Annotated in this window: 26 protein-coding genes and 1 riboswitch; of the genes, 19 read left to right on the top strand and 7 right to left on the bottom strand. The window is 73.6% G+C overall.

The features are described 5' to 3' along the window. Positions 1-106 precede the first annotated feature (106 nt). Positions 107-263, top strand: a riboswitch (cyclic di-AMP (ydaO/yuaA leader). Positions 264-276: 13 nt separating this feature from the next. Further along, entirely contained in the window at positions 277-1,083 is an 807-nt protein-coding gene (locus I5Q34_RS30830) for a M23 family metallopeptidase (RefSeq protein ID WP_199895738.1), read from the top strand. A 218-nt stretch (positions 1,084-1,301) separates the two neighbouring features. Next, positions 1,302-2,030, top strand: coding sequence for a GntR family transcriptional regulator (locus I5Q34_RS30825; protein ID WP_277965597.1), 729 nt, complete (start codon positions 1,302-1,304; stop codon positions 2,028-2,030). 150 nt (positions 2,031-2,180) lie between these two features. Here the strand turns inward: I5Q34_RS30825 and I5Q34_RS30820 are convergent, their stop codons facing one another. Beyond that, positions 2,181-2,462, bottom strand: coding sequence for an HPr family phosphocarrier protein (locus tag I5Q34_RS30820; RefSeq protein WP_199895737.1), 282 nt, complete (start codon positions 2,460-2,462; stop codon positions 2,181-2,183). A 98-nt stretch (positions 2,463-2,560) separates the two neighbouring features. Here I5Q34_RS30820 and I5Q34_RS30815 point away from each other — a divergent pair, with 98 nt between their 5' ends. From I5Q34_RS30815 to I5Q34_RS30800, 4 genes are all read left to right on the top strand, one after another. Further along, complete coding sequence (locus tag I5Q34_RS30815; RefSeq protein WP_199895736.1) at positions 2,561-5,410, top strand: bifunctional GNAT family N-acetyltransferase/acetate--CoA ligase family protein; 2,850 nt, start codon at positions 2,561-2,563, stop codon at positions 5,408-5,410. A gap of 98 nt (positions 5,411-5,508) precedes the next feature. Next, a complete protein-coding gene (locus I5Q34_RS30810; protein ID WP_049717129.1) occupies positions 5,509-6,096 on the top strand; it encodes a DUF5998 family protein in 588 nt (195 codons plus the stop codon). After that, positions 6,096-7,304 carry an alkaline phosphatase family protein gene (locus tag I5Q34_RS30805; RefSeq protein ID WP_199895735.1) on the top strand — a complete coding sequence of 403 codons (1,209 nt, stop codon included), beginning with the start codon at positions 6,096-6,098 and terminating at the stop codon, positions 7,302-7,304. The genes I5Q34_RS30810 and I5Q34_RS30805 overlap by 1 nt, the downstream gene beginning before the upstream one ends. Positions 7,305-7,400: 96 nt before the next feature. Then, complete coding sequence (locus tag I5Q34_RS30800) at positions 7,401-8,099, top strand: thymidine kinase (RefSeq protein ID WP_199895734.1); 699 nt, start codon at positions 7,401-7,403, stop codon at positions 8,097-8,099. Here the strand turns inward: I5Q34_RS30800 and I5Q34_RS30795 are convergent. After that, positions 8,074-8,868, bottom strand: a complete 795-nt coding sequence (locus I5Q34_RS30795) for a VOC family protein (RefSeq protein ID WP_199895733.1) — start codon at positions 8,866-8,868, stop codon at positions 8,074-8,076. The two genes, I5Q34_RS30800 and I5Q34_RS30795, sit on opposite strands and share 26 nt — an antisense overlap. 302 nt (positions 8,869-9,170) lie before the next feature. Between I5Q34_RS30795 and I5Q34_RS30790 the strand changes: the two genes are divergently transcribed. After that, entirely contained in the window at positions 9,171-10,016 is an 846-nt protein-coding gene (locus tag I5Q34_RS30790; RefSeq protein ID WP_199895732.1) for a sulfurtransferase, read from the top strand. A 283-nt stretch (positions 10,017-10,299) separates the two neighbouring features. Here the strand turns inward: I5Q34_RS30790 and sepH are convergent, their stop codons facing one another. Beyond that, a complete protein-coding gene (gene sepH, locus I5Q34_RS30785; protein WP_199895731.1) occupies positions 10,300-11,358 on the bottom strand; it encodes a septation protein SepH in 1,059 nt (352 codons plus the stop codon). Between the two features lie 349 nt (positions 11,359-11,707). Between sepH and I5Q34_RS30780 the strand changes: the two genes are divergently transcribed. Continuing rightward, entirely contained in the window at positions 11,708-12,652 is a 945-nt protein-coding gene (locus tag I5Q34_RS30780; protein WP_199895730.1) for a hypothetical protein, read from the top strand. A gap of 115 nt (positions 12,653-12,767) precedes the next feature. On the opposite strand, the gene I5Q34_RS30775 is transcribed toward I5Q34_RS30780, so the two are convergent. Continuing rightward, positions 12,768-14,081, bottom strand: a complete 1,314-nt coding sequence (locus I5Q34_RS30775) for a D-arabinono-1,4-lactone oxidase (RefSeq protein WP_199895729.1) — start codon at positions 14,079-14,081, stop codon at positions 12,768-12,770. Beyond that, positions 14,047-15,312 (bottom strand): MFS transporter, encoded by a 1,266-nt coding sequence (locus I5Q34_RS30770; RefSeq protein ID WP_199895728.1) that lies wholly within the window; start codon positions 15,310-15,312, stop codon positions 14,047-14,049. Before I5Q34_RS30770 ends, I5Q34_RS30775 begins: the two co-directional genes overlap by 35 nt. A gap of 202 nt (positions 15,313-15,514) precedes the next feature. On the opposite strand from I5Q34_RS30770, the gene I5Q34_RS30765 reads away from it, so the two are divergent. Further along, positions 15,515-16,642, top strand: a complete 1,128-nt coding sequence (locus I5Q34_RS30765; protein WP_199895727.1) for a ferrochelatase — start codon at positions 15,515-15,517, stop codon at positions 16,640-16,642. A gap of 9 nt (positions 16,643-16,651) precedes the next feature. Then, entirely contained in the window at positions 16,652-17,443 is a 792-nt protein-coding gene (locus I5Q34_RS30760; RefSeq protein ID WP_199895726.1) for an inositol monophosphatase family protein, read from the top strand. Between the two features lie 72 nt (positions 17,444-17,515). On the opposite strand, the gene I5Q34_RS30755 is transcribed toward I5Q34_RS30760, so the two are convergent. Beyond that, positions 17,516-17,683 carry a hypothetical protein gene (locus I5Q34_RS30755; RefSeq protein WP_198535550.1) on the bottom strand — a complete coding sequence of 56 codons (168 nt, stop codon included), beginning with the start codon at positions 17,681-17,683 and terminating at the stop codon, positions 17,516-17,518. A gap of 381 nt (positions 17,684-18,064) precedes the next feature. Between I5Q34_RS30755 and I5Q34_RS30750 the strand changes: the two genes are divergently transcribed. The 4 genes from I5Q34_RS30750 to I5Q34_RS30735 all read left to right on the top strand — a co-directional run bounded on the left by I5Q34_RS30750 (position 18,065) and on the right by I5Q34_RS30735 (position 21,575). Continuing rightward, complete coding sequence (locus I5Q34_RS30750; protein WP_199895725.1) at positions 18,065-18,718, top strand: response regulator transcription factor; 654 nt, start codon at positions 18,065-18,067, stop codon at positions 18,716-18,718. 3 nt (positions 18,719-18,721) lie between these two features. Further along, positions 18,722-19,993, top strand: coding sequence for a HAMP domain-containing sensor histidine kinase (locus tag I5Q34_RS30745; protein ID WP_199895724.1), 1,272 nt, complete (start codon positions 18,722-18,724; stop codon positions 19,991-19,993). Between the two features lie 440 nt (positions 19,994-20,433). Next, the gene (locus I5Q34_RS30740; protein ID WP_004949312.1) at positions 20,434-20,730 is read left to right on the top strand and encodes a DUF4193 domain-containing protein; all 297 of its coding nucleotides are present in this window, start codon (positions 20,434-20,436) and stop codon (positions 20,728-20,730) included. A gap of 14 nt (positions 20,731-20,744) precedes the next feature. Next, positions 20,745-21,575: a hypothetical protein gene (locus tag I5Q34_RS30735; protein WP_199895723.1), complete on the top strand. Its 831-nt coding sequence runs from the start codon at positions 20,745-20,747 to the stop codon at positions 21,573-21,575. On the opposite strand, the gene I5Q34_RS30730 is transcribed toward I5Q34_RS30735, so the two are convergent. Continuing rightward, entirely contained in the window at positions 21,572-22,015 is a 444-nt protein-coding gene (locus tag I5Q34_RS30730; protein WP_199895722.1) for a DUF3093 domain-containing protein, read from the bottom strand. The genes I5Q34_RS30735 and I5Q34_RS30730 overlap by 4 nt on opposite strands. Before the next feature lie 59 nt (positions 22,016-22,074). Between I5Q34_RS30730 and I5Q34_RS30725 the strand changes: the two genes are divergently transcribed. The 5 genes from I5Q34_RS30725 to I5Q34_RS30705 all read left to right on the top strand — a co-directional run. Continuing rightward, positions 22,075-22,659, top strand: coding sequence for a PaaI family thioesterase (locus I5Q34_RS30725; protein WP_199895721.1), 585 nt, complete (start codon positions 22,075-22,077; stop codon positions 22,657-22,659). Then, positions 22,659-23,156 carry a dUTP diphosphatase gene (dut, locus tag I5Q34_RS30720; RefSeq protein ID WP_199895720.1) on the top strand — a complete coding sequence of 166 codons (498 nt, stop codon included), beginning with the start codon at positions 22,659-22,661 and terminating at the stop codon, positions 23,154-23,156. Before I5Q34_RS30725 ends, dut begins: the two co-directional genes overlap by 1 nt. Position 23,157: 1 nt before the next feature. Beyond that, positions 23,158-23,925, top strand: coding sequence for a DUF3710 domain-containing protein (locus tag I5Q34_RS30715; RefSeq protein WP_199895719.1), 768 nt, complete (start codon positions 23,158-23,160; stop codon positions 23,923-23,925). 337 nt (positions 23,926-24,262) lie between these two features. After that, positions 24,263-24,352 carry a K(+)-transporting ATPase subunit F gene (gene kdpF / locus I5Q34_RS30710; RefSeq protein WP_199895718.1) on the top strand — a complete coding sequence of 30 codons (90 nt, stop codon included), beginning with the start codon at positions 24,263-24,265 and terminating at the stop codon, positions 24,350-24,352. A gap of 8 nt (positions 24,353-24,360) precedes the next feature. Next, positions 24,361-25,000, top strand: a 640-nt coding sequence (locus I5Q34_RS30705; RefSeq protein ID WP_199895717.1) for a potassium-transporting ATPase subunit KdpA, incomplete at its 3' end; no start/stop codon positions are given.

Here is a 25,000-nt window from a genome sequence, read left to right as displayed (position 1 = left end):
TGGTGTGGCGTGCGTCACGAAACCGCCGTTCCGTTTGCCGTTCGAATCTGACGCCGATTAGCTTCGGGGCGGCAGTCCGTCAGATCGGAGCCGCAACCGCGGCCCCGGGCAGCCATCGCCGAGTCCCCGTACGGCGCGAGCCAGGGGAGCCGGGGAACCACCTGTTCCCTGGGGTGAATCGGAACTCTCTCCGGAGGGGGCCGTAGGAGACCTTCCTGCTCCGAACCCGTCAGCTAACCCGGTAGGCGACAGGGAAGGAAAGGAACAGCCGTAGCCATGGCGTTCACCCGTGCCACCGGGAAGCACCGTCGTCCGAGCCGCGCCGCCCGTGTCGGCGCCAACGTCGCCGGCATAGCCACCCTCACCGCCGCGGGCGTCGTCGCCGGCGTCGCCGCTCCGGCCTTCGCCGCCTCCCCCGACGACGCGCAGCGTCCCGAGGACACCGGCCTCACCCAGGCCGTCGTGCTCTCCGACCGCGTGGCCGACGGCGTCGGCGAGCAGGCCCAGATGCAGCAGGGTTCCGCCGACCAGGCCGCCGCCCGGGAGCAGGCCGAGTCCGAGGCCAAGCAGCAGGCCGCCCTGGTCAAGAAGCGCGCCGACGAGGCGAAGCGCAAGGCCGAGGCCGAGCGCGCCGAGGCGGAGCGGGCCGCCCGCGAGGCGGAGCGCAAGCGGCTCAACGCGTTCGTGATGCCGATCGCCGGCTCCTTCGTCTCCACCACCTACAAGGCCACCAGCGGCCTGTGGTCCTCCGGCAGCCACACCGGTGTGGACTTCCACGCCGGCGAGGGCAGTGTCGTGCAGGCCGTCGGCGCCGGCACCGTCGTCGAGGCCGGCTGGGGCGGCGCATACGGCAACAACATCGTCATCCAGCACAACGACGGCACCTACACCCAGTACGGCCACCTGTCGTCCATATCCGTCAGTGCCGGCCAGACCGTCACCCCCGGCCAGCAGATCGGCCTCTCCGGCTCCACCGGCAATGTCACCGGCCCGCACCTGCACTTCGAGGCCCGCACCGCGCCCACCTACGGTTCGGACATCGACCCGGTCGCCTATCTGCGTGCCCACGGCGTCAACATCTAGGACGCGCCCAGGATTTCCCGAAGGCCCCGGCTCCGGCCGGGGCCTTCGGCGTGGCCAAAACGTTTCCCTGCCTCTCGGGCGGCCATCGGAATTCGTACGTGATTGCAATAGAGTCGATCGTCCCCGGGCATCCTTGAACAGGCGTCAACCGGAATGCCATTCGGCGGGGCGACGCGGAGCGGGGCGATACGGAGGGGTTCGTCGATGCGGGGACGTTGGTGACCAGCGAGGGCGACGAGGTGCGGGACGCCCGCCGCGTCTCCGCCCAGGCCGTGTGCGCGGCCATCCGCGACGACATCGTCTCCGGTGCCTTCCCGCCGGGCAGCCGGCTCATCGAGGAGCTCCTCGCCCGCCGCTACGGCGTCTCCCGCGTGCCCGTCCGCGAGGCCCTGCGCACCCTGGCCTCCGAGGGCTTCGTCACCACCCGCCGGCACGCCGGCGCCTGCGTCGCCGAGCCGACCGAGCAGGAGGCCGCCGACCTGCTCGACGTCCGCGCCCTGCTGGAGCCGCTGGGCGCCGCCCGTGCGGCGCAGCGGCGCACCGACGCGCACCTGAAGGTGCTGCGGGGGCTGGTGCGGCTGGGCCGGGAGCGCGTCCGCTCGGGGCGGACGGGGGAGTTGTGCCAGCTGGGCGACTGGTTCGACGAGACGCTGGCCCAGGCGTCCGGCAGCCCGAGTCTCGCGGCCCTGCTCACCCAGGTCCGGCGCAAGATCGCCTGGGTGTACGCGGCCGAGCCGCCGGCCCGGCCGGCGGAGGTCTGGGAGACGCACGCGGCCCTGGTGGACGCCATCCTGCGCCGTGACGCGGAGCGGGCGCGGTCGATCGCGGCGGTACGGGCCCAGCGGCCGCCGGGGGAATTCCGGCTGTGGCGTCCGGTCCCGCCGGCCGGGGTGCCGCGGGCGGCGGACGGGAAACGCGCCGTGAACACGGCGAGCGCCCGCCTGTAACAACCCCGCGCTATTCCGGTACGCGGAGGAAATTCCGGCCGGGAATTGTGGCGGTTCGCGGGCGGAATCCGCCGCCCGTGTGCCGGGCGGAGCACACGACGGGGCCGCGGCGGCCGCTGAGGGCCGCCGCGGCCCCGCCGCGTTCCGGGGTCAGACGGTCTCCGGGAGCTCCTCCAGCCCCTCGGCGACCAGCTTCGCCAGGCGGTCGAGCGCGGCCTCGGCGCCCTCGGACTCGCTGGCGAGGACGAGCTCCTCGCCACCCTGCGCGCCCAGGCCCAGCACGGCCAGCATGGACGCGGCGTTCACGGGGGTGCCGCCGGCCTTGGCGACCGTCACGGGGACTCCGGCAGCTGTCGCCGCACGGACGAAGATCGACGCCGGGCGGGCGTGCAGACCCTCGGCCCAGCCGACGTTCACTCGGCGCTCAACCATGGTGTTGCCCTTCAAGTCGAAGTGGTTGTCTAGACCAGTGTCGCACGGGGCGGACGGTGCTCGGTCGCGGTGTCGGTACCCGGCCGTACGCTGGCCCCATGCAGACGCCGTCCGAGCACGCGACGCGGTTCACCAACTACCCGGCCCACTGGGAAGCCGATGTCGTCCTGCGCGACGGCGGCACCACCCGGATCCGCCCCATCACCCCCGACGACGTGCGGCGCCTGGTCAGCTTCTACGAACACGTCTCGGACGAGTCCAAGTACTACCGCTTCTTCGCGCCCTACCCCCGGCTGTCCGACCGGGATCTGCACCGCTTCACCCACCACGACTACAACGACCGGGTCGGCCTCGCCGCCACCGTCGGCGGCGAGTTCATCGCCACGGTCCGCTACGACCGCATCGACCCCCGGGGCCGCCCCGCGGCGGGTGCGACCGACGAGGCGGAGGTCGCCTTCCTGGTCCAGGACGCCCACCAGGGCCGGGGCGTGGCCTCCGCCCTGCTGGAGCACATCGCGGCCGTGGCCCGGGAGCGCGGCATCCGGCGCTTCGCCGCCGAGGTCCTGCCCGCCAACACCAAGATGATCAAGGTGTTCACGGACGCCGGCTACACCCAGAAGCGGAGCTTCGAGGACGGCGTCGTCCGCCTCGAGCTCGACCTGGAGCCCACCGACCGCTCGCTCGCCGTCCAGCGCGCCCGCGAGCAGCGGGCCGAGGCCCGGTCCGTGCAGCGCCTCCTCGCCCCCGGCAGCGTCGCCGTCGTCGGCACCGGCCGCGCGGCCGACGGCATGGGCCGCACCGTGCTGCGCAACCTGCTGGCCGGCGGCTTCACCGGCCGGGTGTACGCAGTCAACCGGGCCTTCCCGGACGGCCTGACGCGGCTCGACCCCGAGGGCGTCCCCGCCGCCCGCTCGCTCCGGGAGATCGAAGCCCCCGTCGACCTCGCCGTCGTCGCCGTGCCCGCCGCCGAAGTGCCCTCCGTCGTCGCCGACTGCGGTGAGCACGGCGTCCAGGGCCTCGTGGTGCTCTCCGCCGGATTCGCCGAGAGCGGCCCCGAGGGCCGCGACCGCCAGCGCGAACTGGTCCGGCAGGCCCGGTCCTACGGGATGCGCATCATCGGCCCCAACTCCTTCGGCCTGGTGAACACCGCCGCCGGCGTCCGGCTCAACGCCTCCCTCGCGCCCGAGCTGCCCGCCCCCGGCCGGGTCGGGCTCTTCAGCCAGTCCGGAGCCATCGGCATCGCGCTCCTCTCCGAGCTGCACCGGCGGGCCGCCGGCGCCGGGCTCGCCTCCGTCTCCACCTTCGTCTCCGCGGGCAACCGGGCCGACCTCTCCGGGAACGACTTCCTCCAGTTCTGGTACGACGACCCGGACACCGACGTCGCCCTCATGTACCTCGAATCCATCGGCAACCCGCGGAAGTTCACCCGCCTCGCCCGGCGCACCGCCCGCCGCAAACCCGTCGTCGTGGTCAAGGGCGCCCGGCACGGCGCCGCCGCCCCCGCCGGGCACACCGTGCCCACCACCCGCATCCCCGACGCCACCGTCTCCGACCTGCTGCGCCAGGCCGGGGTCATCCGGGTCGACACCGTCACCGAGCTCACCGACACCGGACTGCTGCTCGCCGCCCAGCCGCTGCCCGCCGGGCCCCGCGTGGCCATCCTGGGCAACTCCCAGTCGCTGGCCCTGCTCACCTACGACGCCTGCCTGACCGACGGGCTGCGCCCGCGCCCCCCGCTCGACCTCACCACCGACGCCCTCCCGGAGGACTTCCGCGCCACCCTCGCCACCGCCCTGGCGGACGACGCCTGCGACGCGGTCGTCGTCACCGCCATCCCGAGGGTCGGCAGCGAGTCCGCCGAGGAGCTCGCCACGGCCCTGCGCTCCGCCGTCGCCACCGCTCCCGCGGCCAAGCCGGTGTGCGTGGTCCACCTGGAGATACCCGGCCTCGCCGAAGCCCTGGCCGCCCCGCCGGAAGACGTCCCGCAGGAACCGGAAGACACCCAGCCGGAAGACGTCCCGCCGGACGACGCCCGGGCCCCCGGCCCCGCCTCCCCGCGCATCCCCGTCTACCCCGCCGCCGAGCGGGCAGCCAGGGCCCTGGCCCAGGCCACGCGCTACGCCCAGTGGCGCCGCCGGGCCGAGGAGTCCCCCGGCCGCGTCCCCGAGTACGACGACATCGACGAGGCGGGCGCCGCCGCCGACATCGAGGTGCTGCTCGACGCCCACGGCGCCACGGCCCCCGGCGGCACCGGCCCGCGCGCCGTCACCCTCTCCGCCGCCGACACCCAGCGCCTGCTCGCCCGCTACGGCATCGCCGTGCTCCCCGCCCTGCCCGCCCCCGACCCGGACGCCGCCGTGGCCGCCGCCCACCGCCTCGGCTTCCCCGTCGCGCTCAAGCCCACCGCCCCGCACCTGCGCCACCGCGCCGACCTCGGCGGCGTCCGCCTCGACCTCGGCGGCGAGGCGGAACTGCTGCGCGCCTACACCGAGTTGACCGAGCTGCTCGGCAAGCCCTCGGAGACCCGGCTGGTGGTGCAGGCGATGGCCCCGCGCGGCGTCGACACCGTCGTCCGCGCCGCGATCGACCCGGCCGCCGGCGCCGTGCTCTCCTTCGGGCTGGCCGGCGCCCCCTCCCTGCTCCTCGGCGACACCGCGCACTGCCTGGTCCCGACCACCGACCGGGACGCGGCCGAGCTCATCCGCTCGGTGCGCACCGCACCGCTGCTGTTCGGCTGGCGCGGCGCGTCCCCCGTGGACACCGGGGCGCTGGAGGAGCTGCTGCTGCGCCTCTCGCGGCTGGTCGACGACCACCCGGAGGTCGTCGGCGCGGACCTGGAGCCGGTGATCGTCGCCCAGCACGGCGTCCATGTCCTGGGCGCCTCCCTGCGCCTGGCCCCGCCCCCGCCGCGCACGGACCTGGGCCCGCGCAGCCTGCCGTCGTACTGACCGTCCCGCCGCCGTCCCGCCCGGACATGGCCGGGATCCGCCGGACCGGGGCGGGCATCGGCGGCGGCCGGGCTCCGTACGCCCCGTAGGATGGGCGTATGGCGAAGACCGGTACGACGACCCAGGGGCTGCGCGCGGCGATCGAGCGCAGCGGCTACTACCCGGCCCTCGTGGCCGAGGCCGTGGAGGCGGCCGTGGGCGGTGAGCCGGTCGTGTCGTACCTGGTGCACCAGGAGACGACGTTCGACTCCAACGAGGTCCGCCGCCATGTGACGGTGCTCGTCCTGACGGGCACGCGGTTCATCGTCAGCCACACCGACGAGCAGGCCGCGGACGGCACCTCGCCGTCCCCGTACGCCACCACCTCGACCGAGTCCGTGAAGCTGGAGCGGATCTCCTCGGTCGTCGTCAGCCGCGTCGTCGCCAACCCCGAGTCGTACACCCCGGGCGCGCTGCCCCGCGAGGTCGTGCTCACCATCGGCTGGGGCGCGGTGTCCCGGATCGACCTGGAGCCCGCCGCCTGCGGCGACCCCAACTGCGACGCGGACCACGGCTACACGGGCTCCACGACGGCGGACGACCTGAGCCTGCGCGTCAGCGAGGCGGGCGACGGGCCGGACAGCGTCCGCCAGACCCTCGCCTTCGCCCAGGCGCTCTCCGAGGCGACCGCGGTCGCCGGCCGCTGATGTCCCACCCGACCACCGCCGGTTCCTCCTGGTACGAGCCCGCCCCCCTGGACCCGCGCTCCGCCCCGCTGCCGCGCTACGGCACCGGCTCCCTGGCCGACCTGCTGCCCTCCGCCGTCGCGGGCATGGGCGTCCCGGGCTTCCGTTCCGGCCTGGAGCTGGCGCCCGCCGACCGGGTCTGCGTCTTCCTGATCGACGGCCTGGGCTGGGAGCTGCTGCGCGCCCATCCCGCCGAGGCGCCGTTCCTCCACTCGCTGCTCGGCAGTTCGGGCAACGGCACCGGCACGCCGCTGACCGCGGGCTTCCCCTCCACCACGGCCACCTCGCTGGCCTCGGTGGGCACCGGCCTGCCGCCCGGCGTCCATGGTCTGCCCGGCTACACCGTCGCCGACCCGGCGACCGGACAGCTGATGAACCAGCTGCGCTGGCGGCCGTGGACCGACCCGCACCAGTGGCAGCCGTACCCCACCGTCTTCTCGCTCGCGGACGACGCGGGGATCCACACCTGCCAGGTGTCCGCCCCCGACTTCCAGCACACTCCGCTGACGAAGATCGCGCTGAGCGGCGGCACCTTCCACGGCCGGCTCTCCGGCGAGGACCGGATGGATCTGGCCGCCCAGCAGCTCGGCGCCGCCGACCGCTCGCTGGTCTACACCTATTACAGCGAGGTGGACGGCAAGGGCCACCGCTTCGGCGTCGACTCCGAGGAGTGGCGCGGCCAGCTGATGTACGTGGACCTGCTGGCCCAGCGGCTGGCCGAGCAACTGCCGCCGCGCTCCGCGCTGTACGTCACCGCCGACCACGGCATGATCGACATCCCGTTCACCCCCGAGGCGCGCATCGACTTCGACGAGGACTGGGAGCTGCGCGCCGGCGTGGCCCTCCTCGGCGGCGAGGCGCGGGCCCGGCACGTCTACGCGGTGCCGGGCGCCGCCGCCGATGTGCTCGCCGTGTGGCGCGAGGTGCTGGGGGAGCAGATGTGGGTCGCCGGGCGCGACGAGGCCATCGAGGCCGGCTGGTTCGGCCCGCCGGGAGCCGGCGTGGACGACCGGGTGTACGCCCGGATCGGCGACGTGGTCGCGGCCGCGCGGGACGACGTCGCGATCGTCGCGACCGAGACCGAGCCCAACGAGTCCGCCATGGTCGGCCTGCACGGCTCCATGACGCCCGTCGAACAGCTCGTCCCGCTCCTCGAAGTGCGCTCCTGAGCACAGCGGCACCTGAGTACGGCAGCAACTGAGTACAGCAGCACCCCCACGACGTTCCCCGCACGCCCCCCACGAACGAAAGGCATCGGCCTTCCCATGCCCGAGCTGGTGTTCTTCTCCGGAACCATGGACTGCGGAAAGAGCACCCTCGCTCTGCAGATCGAGCACAACCGCTCGGCCCGCGGTCTGCAAGGGATGATCTACACCCGCAACGACCGCGCGGGCGAGGGCAAACTGTCCTCAAGGCTCGGCCTGGTGACGGACTCCGTCGAGGCGGGGGAGGGCTTCGACTTCTACGCGCACATCGTCGGCCACCTCTCCTCGGGCGGCCGCGCCGACTACGTCATCTGCGACGAGGCCCAGTTCCTCGCCCCCGAGCAGATAGACCAGCTGGCCCGGATCGTCGACGACCTCGAACTGGACGTCTTCGCCTTCGGCATCACCACCGACTTCCGCACCAAGCTCTTCCCCGGCTCGCAGCGGCTGGTCGAACTCGCCGACCGCATCGAGGTCCTGCAGGTCGAGGCGCTCTGCTGGTGCGGGGCGCGCGCCACCCACAACGCCCGTACGGTCGGCGGGCAGATGGTCGTCGAGGGCGCCCAGGTCGTCGTCGGGGACGTCAACCAGCCGGAGACGGTGGTGGGTTACGAGGTGCTGTGCCGTCGTCACCACCGCCGGCGGCTGACGGCGGCCGCGGCGCGGGCCGCCGCGCTCTCCCCCGACGTGCTGCCGGTCGACCCGGAACCCATCGAAGGCGCGGCCGGTGCGGCTAACGGGCCGTCCGCAGCAGGGTGAGGGCGGCGCCCTCCGGGTCCTCGACCGAGGCCATGCGGCCCGCCGGGTCGTCGTGCGGGGGGTCCAGCACGCGTCCGCCCAGTTCCTCGGCCCGTCGGGCGGCGCCGTCGGGGTCGGCCACCTCGAACCAGGTGGTCCAGTGCGGGCGGCGCAGCGCGGCCCCGGCGCCGCGGACCGAGGCGACCGGCCGGCCGTCGAGCAGCAGCGTGAGCCGGTCGCAGTCGGCGGAGCCGGCCGGCTTGGTCTCGTAACGGAACAGGGCCTTGTAGAACTTCACCACCGCTGCCGCGTCGTGGGTGACCAGCTCGTGCCACACCGGCGTACCGGGCACTCCGGAGGGCTGCGGCCCCGTCAGGTCCTGTCCCTGCCAGACGCCGAAGGGCGCGCCGGCCGGGTCGGAGGCGAGCACCAGGCGGCCGATGTCCTCGGCGGCGAGGGGGCCCACCCCGACCGTGCCGCCGGAGCAGCGGATCCACTCCGCGGCACAGTCGGCGTCGTCGCTCGCCAGATAGGTGGTCCACGCGGTCGCCGGCCGCCGGTCGGGCGGCAGTTCACCGATCCCGGCCACGTCGCGCCCGTCGACCGTCGCGCGGACGTAGGGACCGAGCTGGCGCGGCCCGGGGCTGTAGTAACTCCAGCCGAACAGGCCGCCGTAGAAGTCCTTGGTCGCTTCCAGGTCGTGCACCAGGAGGCTCGTCCAGCAGGGGGTGCCGGGGGCGTGCCGGGCGGGCTGCCCCCGCCGCGGGGAGGAACCCCATACCTCGGTCATCGTCGCTCTCTCCTCGGACCATCGTGGTGGCCGCGCGTTCCCTCGCCCATTGCCTGAACGGCGGCGCGCGGGGTGGTACAGGACGGTGCCTGAGCAGATGTTTGCACCACCGGTGGTGACATGCCCCCCGGCCGCGCCGGATTTCACTGGTTCCCGCGCGATCTCAGCGGGATCTCCCGCGAACGGACCGGAATTCGCGTTTCGCTTCCGTTTCGACGCCGTTGCCGTCCAGTATCGATCGGCAGGAACCATCGCGCCAGGGTGCCTGTCGGACGCACGCCGACTACGCCAGGATGGCTGTCATGAATGCGATCATCAGCGCAAAGGAATTGGCCGGGGAACTGGCGGGGGAGCGGCCGCCCGTCCTGCTGGACATCCGCTGGGAGATGGGCGCGGTCCCGCGCCGGCCGGACTACGACGCCGCGCACATCCCCGGAGCGGTCTACCTGGATCTGGAGACCGAGCTGACGGGGCCGAAGGAGACGGGCCGGGGCTGCCGCCATCCGCTGCCGGACCCGGGGGCGTTCGGGGCGGCACTGCGCCGGGCCGGTGTCCGGGCCGACCGCGGCGTGGTCGTCTATGACGGCGGGCAGGGCTGGGCGGCCGCGCGCGTGTGGTGGCTGCTGAGCTGGACGGGGCACCCGTCGGTGCGGGTCCTGGACGGCGGGCTGCCCGCGTGGACCGCGCAGGGCGGCGAGGTGACGGCCGAGGTGCCCGATGCGCCCGAGGGCGACTTCGTCCCCGAGCCGGGGGCGCGCCCGCTGCTGATCGACGCCGACGGGGCCGCCGCGCTGGCCCGGCGCGGGGTGCTGCTGGACGCGCGGGCGGGGGAGCGCTACCGCGGCGAGGTGGAGCCGCTGGACCCGGTCGCCGGGCACATCCCCGGCGCCCGCTCCGCGCCGACGACGGAGAACGTGACCGCCGACGGGACGTTCCGGCCCTCCGCCGATCTGGCGGAGCGCTTCGCCGGACTCGGCGCGGAGCCGGGCGCGGAGGTCGGCGTCTACTGCGGATCCGGCGTCTCGGGCGCGCACGAGGTGCTGGCGCTCGCGGTCGCGGGCGTACCGGCGGTGCTGTACGCGGGGTCCTGGAGCGAGTGGACGGCGGATCCGTCCCGGCCGGTGGCCACCGGGCCGCAGCCGGGCTGAGAACGGGGCGGTCCCCGCCTTCCGGGGGCCGCCCGCCAGGCCGTGTCCGACGGCTCTTGAGGCCGCCGCCTCGCAGGTGCGGGCGCTCCTTGTACGGCGGTCGGCAGCTCATGAGTCGCGCCGCGTGGCAGGGGCGGCCTGCTCGGCAGCGGTCCAAGAGCCGTCGGACGAGCCCTGGGCCGTGTCTGATGGCTGTCGACGCCGCCGCCTCGCCGGAACGGGTGCTCCCTGTGAGGCAGTCGGCAGCTCACGAGGCCTGCTGCGTGACGCGGGCGGCCAGGCCCTAGTCCTGTTTCTTGCGGCGCGTGCCGAAGACGATCTCGTCCCAGCTCGGCACCGCCGCCCGGCGGCCCGGACGGACGCCGTCCGCCTCCGCCTGACGGTCCGTCGTGCCGATCAGCCGCTCGCGGTGCCCCGCCACGGAGCGCGGCATCAGCACGTCCGCGTAGGCCGCGCCGGCGCTCGCGGCCGGGGCGGGCGGCTCGACCGCCTCCGCCTCCTCGGCCGGCGCGTCCTCGGCCGACGGGGCCGGCGACGGCTCCGGGACGATCATGTCGCCCCGGAAGCTGGGCACGGCCTCGAGCAGGCTGGTCAGGGAGTCCCGCTCCTTGCCGCCGTCCTCCGGAGCCGCGCCTTCCGCGGCCTCAGGGGCGGCGGATGCCGAGGCCCGCTCCGCGGACCGGTCGCGGGGCAGCCGGGCGATGCGCGGCACGAAGGGGAAGCTCGGCTCCGGGGTGTCCTCGGTCTCGCCGATCAGCGCCCGGGCCTCGTCGTCCAGCGCAGAGACGATCCGGCGGGGCGGATCGTACGTCCAGCTCGCGGCGCGCGGCTCACCGGCCGCCCGGTAGACGAGCAGCACCTCCCAGGTGCCGTCGTCGCGCCGCCACGAATCCCACTGCGCGGTGTCCTTCTCGGCGCCGCGCATCAGGAGCCGCTCGGCCACCGCCTCGCCGAGCTGGGGCCCGGTGCTCTCGCCGGGACGGCGCACGGGTGTCTTGCGGGCGCGCTCGGCCATGAACGCGCGCTCCGCCAGGACGGGCCCCTCGAAGCGCCGCACGCGCTCGACGGGGATGCCCGCGAGCTGCGCGACCTCCTCCGCGGAGGCGCCGGCCCGGATCCGGGCCTGGATGTCACGGGGCCTGAGGTGGCTCTCCACCTCGATCTCGATCTGGCCCAGGCGTGCGCGGTCGTTGCGCACGGCGGCACGCAGCCGCTCGTCGATGGGGAGGGTGTACTCCGTGCTGTCCGCTGCCTTGAGCACCAGTCGTGTGCCGTCGTTGGAGACGGCCACGACACGCAGTTCGGGCATGGGGACCTCCCGGGTGGTGCCTGCCGACGTCACGTGCGTCGCTGCTTCCGCTAGTCGAGTGTGGCCTGCCCGGGTAGCAGCCTGCCACAACATTGCCGAGTTGACGGGGCGAGAGCCGCCCGGGCCCCTTCCCGGTCGGGTCCGGGCAGCCGGACGGAATACCGGGGCCGGGCTCGCCACAGTACTCCATTCGGACCACTGGGGGTGGAACGGCGCGCCATCGATGTTCACGTCCGGCAAGGGAGTTGATTGTGCCCTCTTGCGCCGGAGACCTTCCCACGGGTGGCGTGGTTCACACAATCAACGAATTCGGAACTGTTCGCCACGCTCGAATGTCTCTTCTTGCTGCAAGAGGGTGCGAAAGGTTCGACAGAGGCCGGAGATGGACGACAAAGCCGAAAGTGCCGCAAAGGCCAAGGGCAGGCGCCTGGACTTGAGCGTCGCCCAGGTCGCCGGAAGTGCCCTGGCCGCGGTCGTCGCCGCGCTGCTCGCGGGCAAGCTCGGTGTCTACGGCACGGTGATCGGCGCCGGTGTCGTCAGCGTGGTCGCCACCACGGGAGGCACCGTCTTCCAGCACCTGTTCCGGCGCACCGGCGAGCAGGTGCGGGACGCGGCCACGCAGGCGGCCCGGCCCAAGCCGCGACAGGTGCCGGTGGACGGCGCGACGCGGATGCCGCCGGAAGCGCACGCCGGTGCGTACCCCGGCGTGTACGGCGATGCGCGCTCCGGTGCCGTACCGCCCGGCCTCTCCGGGCAGTACTCGGAGGGAACGACGCACGGCACCCGGCTGCGCGGCTGGAAGCGCCCGCTGCTGGCCGCCGGGGCGGTGTTCGTCCTGGCGATGGGCACGGTGACGGCGGTCGAGCTGGTGTCGGGGACGAGCGCGGACGGGAAGAAGGACGAGCCGACGATCCTGCGACCGTTCCAGGGCGGCGGCGGGAAGTCGGAACAGAAGAAGGGGAACGACGGGCCGGGGCAGGACCCCGGTACGCACCGGACGCCGGGGGCCGGATCCTCCGGCACGGACTCCGGTTCCGCTTCCGGCGGCGGGCAGGACGACGGGAAGGACGGCGCGTCGTCGTCGCCCGGCACGTCGGGGTCGAGCGGCGGCTCCTCGGGCGGGCAGACGCCGGATCCGGGGGGCTCGCCCTCGGGCGGGTCGTCGCCGAGCCCGGGGAAGTCGCCGGACGCGAGCGGTTCGCCGGACGCGGGGAGCGGTGGCACGTCCGGGGGGAAGACCACGGGCGGTTCCGGGGACGGCGGCACGCCGCCGGCGACGCAGCAGCCGCCGGCGGGCGGGGCGGGCGGGGCGACCTCGGCGCCGTAGGTCGTTTCAGCCCGTCCGGCGTTTGAGGACTCCGCCCGGCGTGCGGACGGGGTCCGGGGTCTTCCCGGGAAACGGTGAAAGTGGGTGTGTCCCCTCTGGGGGGGCCGGGGCGTCCCTAATCCCCGAGCACCCGCCGCAGATACGCGTTCGCGAACACCCGATCCGGGTCCAGCCGGTCCCGCACGGCCGCGAACTCCGCGAACCGGGGATACACCCCGGACAGGTACCCCGCGTCGCGCGAGTGCAGCTTCCCCCAGTGCGGCCGCCCCCCGTGCGCGACCATGATCTGCTCGGCGGCGGTGAAGTACTCCCGGTACGGCGCCCCCCGGTACATGTGCACCGCGAGGTACACCGTCTCCCGCCCGGACGCGGTGGACAGCGGAATGTCGTCGGCCGGCGCGGTCCGCACCTCGACGGGGAAGCTCACCCGTAGCCGGCGGCGCTCGATGACGGAGCGCAGCTCCCGCAGCGCGGCCGTCGCCGCCTCGCGCGGCAGCGCGTACTCCATCTCCAGGAAGCGGACCCGGCGAGGGCTGGTGAACACCTTGTAGGGGACGTCGATGTAGGTGCGGGCCGACAGGGCCCGTCCGGTGAGCCGGGCGATGCCGGGCACCGCCGCCGGCACGGCCCGGCCGAGCGCGCACACCGCCCCGAACAGCCCGTTGGAGAGCAGCTCGTCGTCCACCCAGGCCGCGGCCCGGCCGAGCGGCGCCGCCGGACCGGCGCTGCGGTTGTTGCGCTTGGTGGTGCAGTGCTCGGTGTGGGGGAACCAGTAGAACTCGAAGTGCTCGTTCTCCGTCGTGAGCCGGTCGAACTCCGCGGTGACCCGCCCCAGGGACATCGGTTCCTCACGGGCCGTCAGCAGGAACTCCGGTTCCACGGCGAAGGTGACCGCCGTGATCACGCCCAGCGCGCCCAGCCCCACCCGGGCCGCCGCGAAGACCTCCGGATGGCGCGTCGCGGAGCACTCCAGTACCGAGCCGTCCGCGGTCACCAGCTCCAGACCGCGCAACTGCGCGGCGACGGCGGCCGAGTCGCGGCCCGTGCCGTGGGTGCCGGTGCCGACCGCGCCGGAGACGGTCTGCTCCATGATGTCGCCCATGTTCGTCAGCGACAGGCCGTGCGCGGACAACAGCCGGTTGAGCGTGCCGAGCCGCATCCCGGCCCCGACCGTCACCGTCCCGGCGGCGCGGTCGATCGCCCGCAGACCGGCCAGCCGCTCCGGGCGTATCAGCAGGCCGTCGGTGACGGCCGCGGCCGTGAACGAGTGGCCCGAGCCGACGGCCTTGACCCGCAGGCCGTCCGCCGCCGCGGACGCGACGGCCTCGGCCGTCTCGCGTGCCGTGCCGGGTGCCACGGTCCGCGCGGGGCGCGCGGTCACGTTCCCCGCCCAGTTACGCCACGCGCTCGTCCTCGCTGTCTCCGTCATGTGCGCCAGCCCCTCCCCTTGCCCGCGGGACGGAAGCCCCCGCCCGCTCCGGCGCCGGCCGCAGCCGGCGGTATCCGAGGAACGCGACCGCCGCCGCCAGCGCGCCCGCCGCGCCGGGCACCGCGTACCCCGTCCCCGCCCCGGCGGCGTCGACCACGGAGCCGGCGGCGGACGAGCCGAGCGCCGCCCCGACCGCCATTCCGGTGCTCGTCCAGGTCATGCCCTCGGTGAGGTTCGCCCGCGGTACGTGCTGCTCGACGAGGGCCATGGTGGTCACCATCGTCGGTGCTATGGCGAGGCCCGCGAAGAAGAGCGCGACGGCCAAGAACGGCAGGTTCCCGACCAGTTGGAGGGGGATCATACTCAGGGCCATCGCGCACACGCCCAGCAGCCAGCGCCGGGCGGCGTCCCCCTTGGGACGCAGCAGCCCGAACACCGTCCCGGCCAGGCACGATCCGAGGGCCCAGACCGCGAGCACCAGGCTGGCCGCCACCTTGTGGCCCTGCTCCTCGGCGAAGGCCACGGTCACCACCTCGATCGAGCCGAACAGCCCGCCGGTGGCGACGAAGGTGACCACCAGGACCTGGAGGCCGCGCGAGCGCAGCGCGGAGCCGCCCGCGCGGTGTCCGGCGGGCGCCGGGACGGGTTCGGTGGCGCGCTGCGCGGTGAGCCAGAAGACGCCGACCAGCAGGAAGACGCCGGCCAGCAGCGGGCCGGCCTCCGGGAACCAGCCGGTGGACAGGCCGATGGCGAGGATCGGCCCGACGATGAAGACCACCTCGTCGATGACGGACTCGGCGGAGTAGGCCGTGTGCAACTGGTCGGGGGAGTCGGCGTGGAGGGCGGCCCAGCGGGCCCGCACCATCGAGCCCACGCTCGGCACGGTCCCCACGCCCAGGACGAAGAGGAACAGCGTCCACTCCGGCCAGCCCTGTTGGGCACTCAGCAGCAGGGCGGCCACCGAGACCGTGGCGACCAGGGTGACGGGCCGCATGACGCGCCGCTGTCCATGGCGGTCGACCAGCCGCGAGACCTGCGGGCCCATCGCGGCGGTGGCCAGCGCGAGGGCCGCGGAGAGCGCCCCCGCCAGCCCGTACCTGCCGGTCAGCTCGGAGACCATGGTGACGATGCCGATGCCCATCATCGACAGCGGCATGCGGCCGAGGAGTCCGGCCGCGGAGAAGGACTTGGCACCGGGTGCGGCGAAGATCGCACGGTAGGGACTGGACAAGCCGACTCCGCACTGTGGGGATGGAGGGGTTCGACACGAGAGTGTCGTAAGGACCTTGGGTGGCCCATACAGCTTACGAGTGAACATCTGTGCGTCGCACGGCTTTTTCCGGTCCTCGGCAGGCCCGGACTCCGGCCCGCGGCACCGCCGGTAACCGAGCCGGGTGCGGCGGCTGTCAGTGGCGGGTGGCAGGATCGGACCCATGTCGGATCAGCCAGCCCATGCCCCGTACGACGCCCTGCTGTTGCTCTCCTTCGGCGGCCCCGAGGGCCCGGACGACGTCGTCCCGTTCCTGGAGAACGTGACGCGCGGCCGCGGCATCCCCCGCGAGCGGCTCAAGGAGGTCGGCCAGCACTACTTCCTCTTCGGCGGCGTCAGTCCCATCAACGACCAGAACCGCGAGCTGCTCCGCGTGCTGCGCGAGGAGCTCGCCGCCGCCGGCCTCGACCTGCCGGTCTACTGGGGCAACCGCAACTGGACGCCGTACCTGACCGACACCCTGCGCGAGCTGGTCGCCGCCGGCCACCGCCGCGTCATCACCCTCGCCACCAGCGCCTACGCCTCCTACTCCGGCTGCCGCCAGTACCGCGAGAACCTGGCCGACGCCCTGGCCGCGCTGGAGGCCGAGGGCCTGCCCGTGCCGCGGATCGACAAGCTGCGCCACTACTTCAACCACCCCGGCTTCGTCCGCCCCATGGTCGACGCCACGCTGGCCGCGCTCGACGGGCTGCCCGAGGAGGTCCGCGCCGGGGCCCACCTCGCGTTCACCACCCACTCCATCCCCACGGCCGCCGCCGACACCTCGGGCCCCGCCGAGGACCACGGCGACGGCGGCGCCTACGTCGCCCAGCACCTGGACGTCGCCCGGACGATCGCCGAGGCGGTCCGCGCGGAGACCGGCACCGACCGCCCGTGGCGGCTGGTCTACCAGTCGCGCAGCGGCGCCCCGCACATCCCCTGGCTCGAACCGGACATCTGCGATCACCTGGAGGCGGTGCACGGCGAGGGCGCCCCGGCCGTCGTCATGGTCCCCATCGGCTTCGTCTCGGACCACATGGAGGTCAAGTACGACCTCGACACCGAGGCCACCGCCAAGGCCGCGGAGCTGGGCCTGCCCGTCGCCCGGGCCGCGACCGTGGGCGCCGACCCGCGCTTCGCCGCCGCCGTCCGCGAGCTGGTCCTGGAGCGCGCCGCCGCCGAGCGCGGCGAGTGCCCCGAGCGCTGCGCCCTGGGCGCCCTGGGCCCCTCCCACGACCTGTGCCCGGTCGGCTGCTGCCCGGCCCGTTCCCCCCGCCCCGCCGCCGCGGGCGCCGACAGCCCGTACGCGTAAGGAAGCACCGTGAGCAACTCCGAGCTCCTGGCCGTGGCCCTGGAGGCCGCCGCCCGGGCCGGCGCCCTGCTGAAGGACGGCCGCCCGGCCGACCTGGGCGTGGCCGCCACCAAGACCAGCCCCATCGACGTCGTCACGGAGATGGACCTCGCCGCCGAGAAGCTGATCACCGGCTTCCTCGCCGAGCGCCGCCCGCACGACGGGCTGCTCGGCGAGGAGGGCGCCGACAGCGAGGGCACCAGCGGTGTCCGCTGGGTGATCGACCCGCTCGACGGCACGGTCAACTACCTCTACGGGCTGCCCTCCTGGGCGGTCTCCATCGCCGCCGAGGTGGACGGGGAGGCCGTGGTCGGCGTGGTCGCCGCCCCGATGCGGGGCGAGACCTACCGGGCGGTCCTCGGCGAGGGCGCGTACTGCGGCGAACGGCGGCTGCGGGTGCGCCCGGCGCCGGAGTTCCCGCAGGCGCTCGTCGGCACCGGCTTCGGCTACCTCACCGAGCGCCGCGCCGCCCAGGCCGAGGTGGTGCGCGCCCTGCTGCCCGAGGTGCGCGACATCCGCCGGGCCGGCGCGGCCGCCATCGACCTGTGCGACGTGGCCTGCGGCCGGCTCGACGGCTACTACGAGCGCGGCCTCAACCCCTGGGACTTCGCGGCCGGCGCCCTGATCGCCCGCGAGGCGGGCGCCCTCACCGGCGGCCGCCCGGGCCGGGCCCCCTCCGGCGAGCTGACCGTCGCCGCCCCGGCCGGCCTCTTCGAGCCGCTCCAGGCCCGCCTGGAGGAGCTGGGCGCCTGGCACGACTGACCCGGAGACGGACGGGCGCCCCGGTGCGGATCGCACCGGGGCGCCCTGGCGTACCTCGGGACCGGTCAGGGGTCAGGCGGCGCTGACCTCGACACCGTGCTCCGCCGCGAGGCGGTGCAGGTCGTCCAGCTGCGACTGCTCCATGTCGATGAGAAAGTCGTCGCCGCTGCGGCGGGCCCGGTCGAGAGATTGCCGCGTGCTCTCTATGCGCTGCAGAATGCCGGCGGTGAACGCGTCCATGCTGCGCCCCCTCCTGGGTCGGCTCGGTTGGCACGGGGGTGTGCCGGGGGTTCTCCCCGGCCGGGGCCGGGAAACGATCACGTGCGTGGTGGTACCCCAAGCGGTACGGCGGGTCGGGGCGTACCGCGGTACAGGGGCGTGATCGCGGGTGTGGAGACGTCTTCCCCACCCTCGTCCGGACGGAAACATGCCGTCCGCAAACAGGCGCGAATCCCCTGCCCACCGGGCGTCCCGGACCCCTTACAGCCGGTTTACCGGGTGACGAGGCACGATGGAGGGACTCACCGCGGTCCGTCGCGCCTGCTCAGAGCCTGCTCAAAGAGCCCGCACGGGCCGTCCGCACCCCTTGGCCCACCGGGCCCACACGGAAGGAAGAGCGCCGTGCGCGTACTCGTCGTCGAGGACGAGCAGCTGCTCGCCGATGCCGTAGCCACCGGACTGCGCCGGGAGGCCATGGCCGTCGACGTCGTGTACGACGGAGCCGCCGCCCTGGAGCGTATCGCCGTCAACGACTACGACGTCGTCGTCCTCGACCGCGACCTGCCCGTCGTCCACGGCGACGACGTCTGCCGCAAGGTCGTGGAGCTCCAGCTGCCCACCCGCATCCTGATGCTGACCGCCTCCGGCGACGTCAGCGACCGCGTCGAGGGCCTGGAGATCGGCGCCGACGACTACCTCCCCAAGCCCTTCGCCTTCACCGAGCTGATCGCCCGCGTGCGGGCCCTGGGCCGGCGTACCACCGTCGCCCTGCCGCCCGTCCTGGAGCGGGCCGGCATCCGGCTCGATCCCAATCGCCGGGAGGTGTTCCGCGACGGCCGCGAGGTGCAGCTGGCACCGAAGGAGTTCGCGGTGCTGGAGGTGCTCATGCGCAGCGAGGGCGCCGTGGTCTCCGCGGAGCAGCTGCTGGAGAAGGCCTGGGACGAGAACACCGACCCGTTCACCAACGTCGTCCGCGTCACCGTCATGACGCTGCGCCGCAAGCTCGGCGAGCCCGCCGTGATCGTCACGGTCCCCGGCTCGGGATACCGGATCTGACCGATGGCCGCTCCGTCCCCCACCTCCCCGCCCACGCCCCCCTCGGCGCCCCCTCAGCCGTCCTCCCCGCCCAGGCCGGCCTGGGACCCCCGCCAGCCGGTGGTGCGGCCCTTCCCGTGGCTGCGGCCCACCATCCGGATACGGCTCACCCTGCTGTACGGCGGGATGTTCCTGATGGCCGGCGTCCTGCTGCTGACGATCATCTATCTGCTGGCCGCGGACGCGATGCGGCAGGGCAGCGAGCTGCCGTTCAGCCTCGTCGAGGGCAAAGTGCGGGTCGCCACCAACTGTCCCGATCTCGCCAACCTGGGCGGCAAGGACGAGTTCATGCAGGGCGTCAGGACCTGCACCGACCACCAGCGCGCCCTGGCCCTGGACAGCCTGCTGCGCCGCTCGCTGCTGGCCCTGCTCGGCCTCGCCGTGATCGCCTTCGCCTTCGGCTACGCCATGGCCGGCCGCGTCCTGTCCCCGCTGGGCAAGATCACGCGGACCGCCCGCCGGGTGGCCGCGACGGACCTGACCCGGCGCATCGAGCTCGGTGGCCCGGACGACGAGCTCAAGGAGCTGTCGGACACCTTCGACGAGATGCTCGACCGGCTGGAGCGGGCCTTCACGGCCCAGCAGCGCTTCGTGGCCAACGCCTCGCACGAGCTGCGCACCCCGCTGGCGATCAACCGCACGCTCCTGGAAGTGCACCTCTCGGACCCCGGCGCCTCGCCGGAGCTCCAGCAGCTGGGCAAGACCCTGCTCGCCACCAACGAGCGCAGCGAGCAGCTGGTGGAGGGCCTGCTGCTGCTGGCCCGCAGCGACAACGAGATCGTGGACCGCAAGCCCGTGGACCTCGCGGAGGTCGCCGACCGGGCGCTCGACCAGGCCCGCACCGAGGCCCAGACCAAGGGCGTGGAGCTGCGCGGCACCCGGCGGCCCGCCGTGGTGCAGGGCAACGGCGTCCTGCTGGAGCGGATCGCGCTCAACCTGGTGCAGAACGCCGTCCGCTACAACGTCCCGGACGGCTGGGTCGAGGTCACCACCGAGACGCAGCAGGGGCAGGCGGTGCTGGTGGTGGAGAACACCGGCCCGGTCGTGCCCGCCTACGAGCTGGACAACATCTTCGAGCCCTTCCGCAGGCTGCGCACCGAGCGCACCGGCAGCGACAAGGGCGTGGGCCTGGGGCTGTCCATCGTCCGCTCGGTGGCCCGGGCGCACGGCGGCCGGATCACGGCGGTGCCCCGGGAGGGCGGCGGCCTGGTCATGAGGGTCGTCCTGCCGACCTGACAGACTTCCCGGTGCCCCGCCACCGGGCGGGAAAAGGGCCCGGGAAATCTGCGAGAATACGGCGGACACGGGTTCGCTTTGCGCGGAATTTTCCCGGTCTGGTGGACGCTGTTGTCGTGTGTGATCGATCACATGGGACAACATCCGGCCATCCACTCTCCGTGATCGAAGGCTCCCCTGGAACGCCGGGAAAATGGGGGTTTCCGGGGGTCTTGATCACGGGAAGTACAGGAGATGGCGCCGCCACGAGCGGCCTGCGGACCGTGTACGGTCCCGTTCGCCACCCGATCCGATCACCTCTTCAGGTGTGCGGTTGGGTGTCGATTGAGTAACAGACCTTGATGTGAGGCAAAATCTCCGCCTCGGGTCGGGCACAAGTCCGGCTCCTCACGCGTTACGTGCGCTGGAGACACCGCAGACACCCAGAGGGGGAGAGCGACATGGCAACGGATTACGACACCCCACGCAAGACCGACGATGACGTCAACGAGGACAGCATCGAGGAACTGAAGTCCCGCCGGAACGACAAGTCGGCCTCGGCCGTAGACGTCGACGAGTTCGAGGCCGTGGAGGGCCTGGAGCTGCCGGGCGCGGACCTCTCCAACGAGGAGCTCTCCGTACGCGTCCTGCCCCGGCAGGCCGACGAGTTCACCTGCATGAGCTGCTTCCTCGTGCACCACCGCAGCCAGCTGGCCGGCGAGAAGAACGGCCAGCCGATCTGCCGCGACTGCGAGTGAGGCGCGGGTCTGCCATGGCAGGCTCGGAATCGTTCGGGAAGCGGCGCGCACGGCGCATCATCCGGGCCCTGAAGCCGGCGGGGGACGGCACGGGGCCGCAGGAGGCCGCATCGGGCGGCGCGGCCGACACGAACGCCGAGCGGGGCCGCACGGCCTCGCTCGCCGCCGCGGTCGGCCACGGCGTCGAGAATCCGGCCGATGAGGGTTCCCAGGGGCGGGCCCGGCGCTGGAGCCTGGGCGCGAAGGCGGGACTGACCGCCGTCGCCGACCGGATCGTCGCGAACGCCCCGCGGATCCCGGTGCGCGATCTCGCCACCCTGCGGGCCCAGTTTCCGGGCCTCGGTCCGGAGGAGATCGCCGACAAGCTGGTGGCCGGCGCCGCGAACGGCACGTCCACCGTGGGGGCCGGGATCGGGGCCGCGGCGATGCTGCCGGTGCCCCCGGCCATGCCGGCGGAGCTCGCCGCCGAGATCGTCGGCGTCGCGGCCGTCGAGTTCAAACTGATCGCCGAGCTGCACGAGGTCTACGGCCTCCGGGCGCCCGGCACCCTTCGCCGGCGCTCGACGGCCTACCTCGCCGCCTGGGCCGACGAACGCGGGGTCGACGTCACCTCGCCGAAGACCATCAACATCGCGCTGGGCGGACAGCTGCGGCGCGAGCTGCGCCAGCAGGTCCTCAAGCGCACCTTCCGCAGCCTCCCCAACCTCGCGCCGTTCATGATCGGCGCCACCGTGGGCGCGGTGATGAACCGCCGGGACACCCGCAAGCTCGCCGCCAAGGTCCGCACCGACCTGCGCCGCCGGCAGGTGCCCTGGGACGAGCTGCCCGCCCCCGAGGCCCCCTAGCTCCGCACAGCGGCGACCGCGGCGGCCAGCTTCTCGGGGTGGCGGGTGGAGAGGTAGACGTAGGGTGTCGGGTCGTCCGGGTCCGTGACCTCGATCCGCACGGCGGTCGGCACGTAGCCGCGCAGCAGCATGAACGCCCGGACGTCGGCCTTGTGCGTGCGCCAGGCGCGCGCCTCCTCGGCGTCCAGGACCCGCGCCTCGCCCAGGGCCTCGACGGGGATCCGCGCGTCCCCGGCGACGAGGGCGCCGCCCACCACCCGGATCCGCGCGGAGCCGTAGGAGCTCACGGCGATCGCGGCCAGGGCCGTCCCGGCGACGAAGCCGGTGAGCATCGGGACCGAGCCCAGGGGCAGCGTGATCAGGGCCATCGAGATCCCGACGAGCACCGCGACGACCCACCAGGATCGGGGCGCGGTCAGGCGTTCTTCGTAAGGCTGCATGAGCCCAAGCTTGGCACGGACGGGACCGGGTGCCGCTCGCGCGGGTAAGGTCAGCCCCTGTGAGTGGACGAACGACAGCGCTGACACCGCCGGCCGGCGCCCGGCCGCCGGTGCGGCATCCCGAGGCCCCCGCGCCGGGCGAGGTCATCGGGGCGCACTACGACAACTGCTTCGGCTGCGGCGGCGGTGTCCCGCACGGTCTGCACCTGGAGGTGCGGGCCGGCGAGGGCGTGCGCGTCACGGCCGAGTTCCGGGTCAGGGAGGCCCACCAGGGAGCCCCCGGTCTGGCGCACGGCGGAGTGCTGGCGACGGCGCTGGACGAGACGCTGGGGTCGCTGAACTGGCTGACCCGCGTCATCGCGGTGACCGGCCGGCTGGAGACGGACTTCGCGCTGCCCGTCCCCGTGGACACCGTGCTGCACCTGGACGCCGAGGTGTCCGCCGTGCACGGCCGCAAGATCTACTGCACGGCCACCGGCCGGATCGGCGGCCCCGAGGGGCCGGTCGCGGTCCGCGCCGACGCGGTGTTCATCGAGGTCAAGATGGAGCACTTCGTCAACAACGGCCGCCCCGCCGAGATCAGGGCGGCGCTCTCCGATCCCGACCAGATGAAGGTCATGCGAGCCTTCGAGGTGAACCCCTGATGCGTCAGCCCGTCGACGTCCTGATCCACCGGATCGATCCCGAGGTACCGCTTCCCGCCTACGCCCACCCCGGCGACGCCGGGTGCGACCTGGTGACCACCGAGGCCGCCGTGCTCGCCCCGGGCGAGCGGGCCGTGCTGCCCACCGGGGTGTCGATCGCGCTGCCCGACGGGTATGCGGCCTTCGTGCACCCGCGTTCCGGCCTCGCCGCCCGCTGCGGGGTCTCGATGGTGAATGCCCCGGGGACCATCGATGCCGGGTACCGTGGAGAGATCAAGGTGATTGTGGTCAATCTGGACCCGCGCGAGAGCGTGCGGTTCGAGCGGTTCGACCGCGTCGCCCAATTGGTTGTCCAGCAGGTCGAGAAGGTCCGCTTCCACGAGGTTGCGGAGCTTCCCGGCTCGGCGCGGGGCGAAGGGGGCTTCGGGTCCACCGGGGGCCACGACGCCGTGGGGCATGGATTCGCTTCGGTCGCCTCTGACCGGGAAGGACAGTGACGTGTTCGGTCGTCGCCGCAAGCGCAGCGAGGACGCCGTCGAACTGATCGACGACGTGACCTCCGAGCAGACGGAGGACTCCCTCGCCGACGAGGACGTGGAGGACGCCGAGGCGCACCGGGTGCGCCTGGAGCCCGAGCCCCGTCCCGACGGGCCGTGGGACGTCTCCGAGGTGCACGAGGCCGCCGAGGGCCGCGTCGACCTGGGCGGGATCTACGTGCCCGGGGTCGAGGGCATGGAGCTGCGGGTCGAGGTCGCGGGGGACGCGATCGTCGCCGCGACCGTGGTGCTGCGCGACAGCGCCGTGCAGCTGCAGGCCTTCGCCGCCCCCAAGCGCGAGGGCATCTGGCACGAGGTCCGCGACGAGATCGCGGCCGGCATCACCCAGCAGGGCGGTGTCGTGGACGAGGTGCAGGGCCCGCTGGGCTGGGAGCTGCGGGCCCAGGTGCCCGTCGCCCTGCCCGACGGGACGAACGGCGTGCAGCTGGTGCGCTTCGTGGGCTGCGACGGTCCGCGCTGGTTCCTGCGCGGCGTGATCTCGGGCCAGGGCGCCGTGCAGCCGCAGACGGCGGGTCTGCTGGAGCAGATCTTCCGGGACACGGTCGTCGTGCGCGGCGAGTCCCCGATGGCCCCGCGTGACCCGATCGTCCTCAAGCTGCCCGACGACGCCCAGATGGTCGCCGAGGGCCTCCAAGAGGAGGGCCAGTCGCGCTTCGCGGGGGGCGTGGAGCGCCTCCAGCGGGGCCCGGAGATCTCCGAGGTCCGCTGACCCCACCGTAGCCGGGCACGCGCTCCCAGCGGCCCGAACACCGGCCTCCAGCGGCCGGATTGTGCCCTTCCGCCGGGCCGGAACCCTTAGCCGGGGTTCCGGCCCGTTGGCGTTTTCGCAGGTCCTGGACGTTCCCGTATGGATCTCGTCAAGGGGGCGCTAATGGCCGTAAGGGAGGCGTCAACGAACGCTGTACCGGTCGGTAAGGGATGTTTCCTCTAGAGGTCCGTTTCTGTCCGACTCTCTAGGAGCACACGATGGCCGACGTGGCCTTCGTCGTCACCTGTGTCGCGGTCTTCGCGCTGGTGGCTCTCGTCGCCAAGGGGGTGACGAAGCTGTGAGCATCGAGAACATCGTCGGCCTGGTCGTGGCCGTCGCCCTCCTGGGCTACCTGGTCCTCGCCCTCGTTTTCCCGGAGAGGTTCTGAGCACAGACATGAGCCCCGTCCTCTCCGGAGTCCTCCAGCTCACCGCGCTCGTCGCGGCGCTGGCGCTGGTCTACCGCCCGCTCGGCGACTACATGGCCCGCGTCTACAGCTCCGAGAAGCACCTGCGCACCGAGAAGTGGATCTACCGCCTCATCGGCGCCAACCCGTCCGCCGAGATGCGCTGGCCCGCCTATCTGCGCGGCGTCCTGGCCTTCTCGCTCGCGAGCATCCTCTTCCTCTACCTGCTCCAGCGGATCCAGGGCGTGCTCCCGCACTCCCTGTCGCTGGGTTTCACGGCGATCGGCCCGGACCAGGCGTTCAACACCGCAGCCTCGTTCGTCGCCAACACCAACTGGCAGTCGTACTCGGGCGAGCAGGCCATGGGCCACGCCGTCCAGACGCTGGGCCTGGCGGTGCAGAACTTCGTCTCCGCCGCCGTCGGCATGGCCGTCGCCATCGCCCTCGTCCGGGGCTTCGCCCGCTCGCGCACCGGTGAACTCGGCAACTTCTGGGCCGACCTGGTGCGCGGCACCGTCCGGATCCTGATCCCGATCTCGGTGATCGGCGCGCTGGTGCTGGTCGCCTGCGGCGCCATCCAGAACTTCGCGGGCATCCACGAGATCGGGCAGCTGACCGGCGGCACCCAGC

Origin of the sequence: Streptomyces sp. AV19 (assembly GCF_015999245.1) — a bacterium.
Taxonomy (GTDB): Bacteria; Actinomycetota; Actinomycetes; order Streptomycetales; family Streptomycetaceae; genus Streptomyces.
Note: the sequence above shows the minus strand (reverse complement) of the source record. Positions and strands in the feature narration are given on the sequence as shown.

Bases quoted from the DNA above. Each gene is read 5' to 3' on its own strand.
- I5Q34_RS30830 (WP_199895738.1), top strand. From the start codon at position 277: ATGGCGTTCACCCGTGCCACCGGGAAGCACCGTCGTCCGAGCCGCGCC.
- I5Q34_RS30820 (WP_199895737.1), bottom strand. From the start codon at position 2,462: ATGGTTGAGCGCCGAGTGAACGTCGGCTGGGCCGAGGGTCTGCACGCC.
- I5Q34_RS30815 (WP_199895736.1), top strand. From the start codon at position 2,561: ATGCAGACGCCGTCCGAGCACGCGACGCGGTTCACCAACTACCCGGCC.
- I5Q34_RS30810 (WP_049717129.1), top strand. From the start codon at position 5,509: ATGGCGAAGACCGGTACGACGACCCAGGGGCTGCGCGCGGCGATCGAG.
- I5Q34_RS30805 (WP_199895735.1), top strand. From the start codon at position 6,096: ATGTCCCACCCGACCACCGCCGGTTCCTCCTGGTACGAGCCCGCCCCC.
- I5Q34_RS30800 (WP_199895734.1), top strand. From the start codon at position 7,401: ATGCCCGAGCTGGTGTTCTTCTCCGGAACCATGGACTGCGGAAAGAGC.
- I5Q34_RS30795 (WP_199895733.1), bottom strand. From the start codon at position 8,868: ATGACCGAGGTATGGGGTTCCTCCCCGCGGCGGGGGCAGCCCGCCCGG.
- I5Q34_RS30790 (WP_199895732.1), top strand. From the start codon at position 9,171: ATGAATGCGATCATCAGCGCAAAGGAATTGGCCGGGGAACTGGCGGGG.
- I5Q34_RS30780 (WP_199895730.1), top strand. From the start codon at position 11,708: ATGGACGACAAAGCCGAAAGTGCCGCAAAGGCCAAGGGCAGGCGCCTG.
- I5Q34_RS30775 (WP_199895729.1), bottom strand. From the start codon at position 14,081: ATGACGGAGACAGCGAGGACGAGCGCGTGGCGTAACTGGGCGGGGAAC.
- I5Q34_RS30765 (WP_199895727.1), top strand. From the start codon at position 15,515: ATGTCGGATCAGCCAGCCCATGCCCCGTACGACGCCCTGCTGTTGCTC.
- I5Q34_RS30755 (WP_198535550.1), bottom strand. From the start codon at position 17,683: ATGGACGCGTTCACCGCCGGCATTCTGCAGCGCATAGAGAGCACGCGG.
- I5Q34_RS30745 (WP_199895724.1), top strand. From the start codon at position 18,722: ATGGCCGCTCCGTCCCCCACCTCCCCGCCCACGCCCCCCTCGGCGCCC.
- I5Q34_RS30740 (WP_004949312.1), top strand. From the start codon at position 20,434: ATGGCAACGGATTACGACACCCCACGCAAGACCGACGATGACGTCAAC.
- I5Q34_RS30735 (WP_199895723.1), top strand. From the start codon at position 20,745: ATGGCAGGCTCGGAATCGTTCGGGAAGCGGCGCGCACGGCGCATCATC.
- I5Q34_RS30730 (WP_199895722.1), bottom strand. From the start codon at position 22,015: ATGCAGCCTTACGAAGAACGCCTGACCGCGCCCCGATCCTGGTGGGTC.
- dut (WP_199895720.1), top strand. From the start codon at position 22,659: ATGCGTCAGCCCGTCGACGTCCTGATCCACCGGATCGATCCCGAGGTA.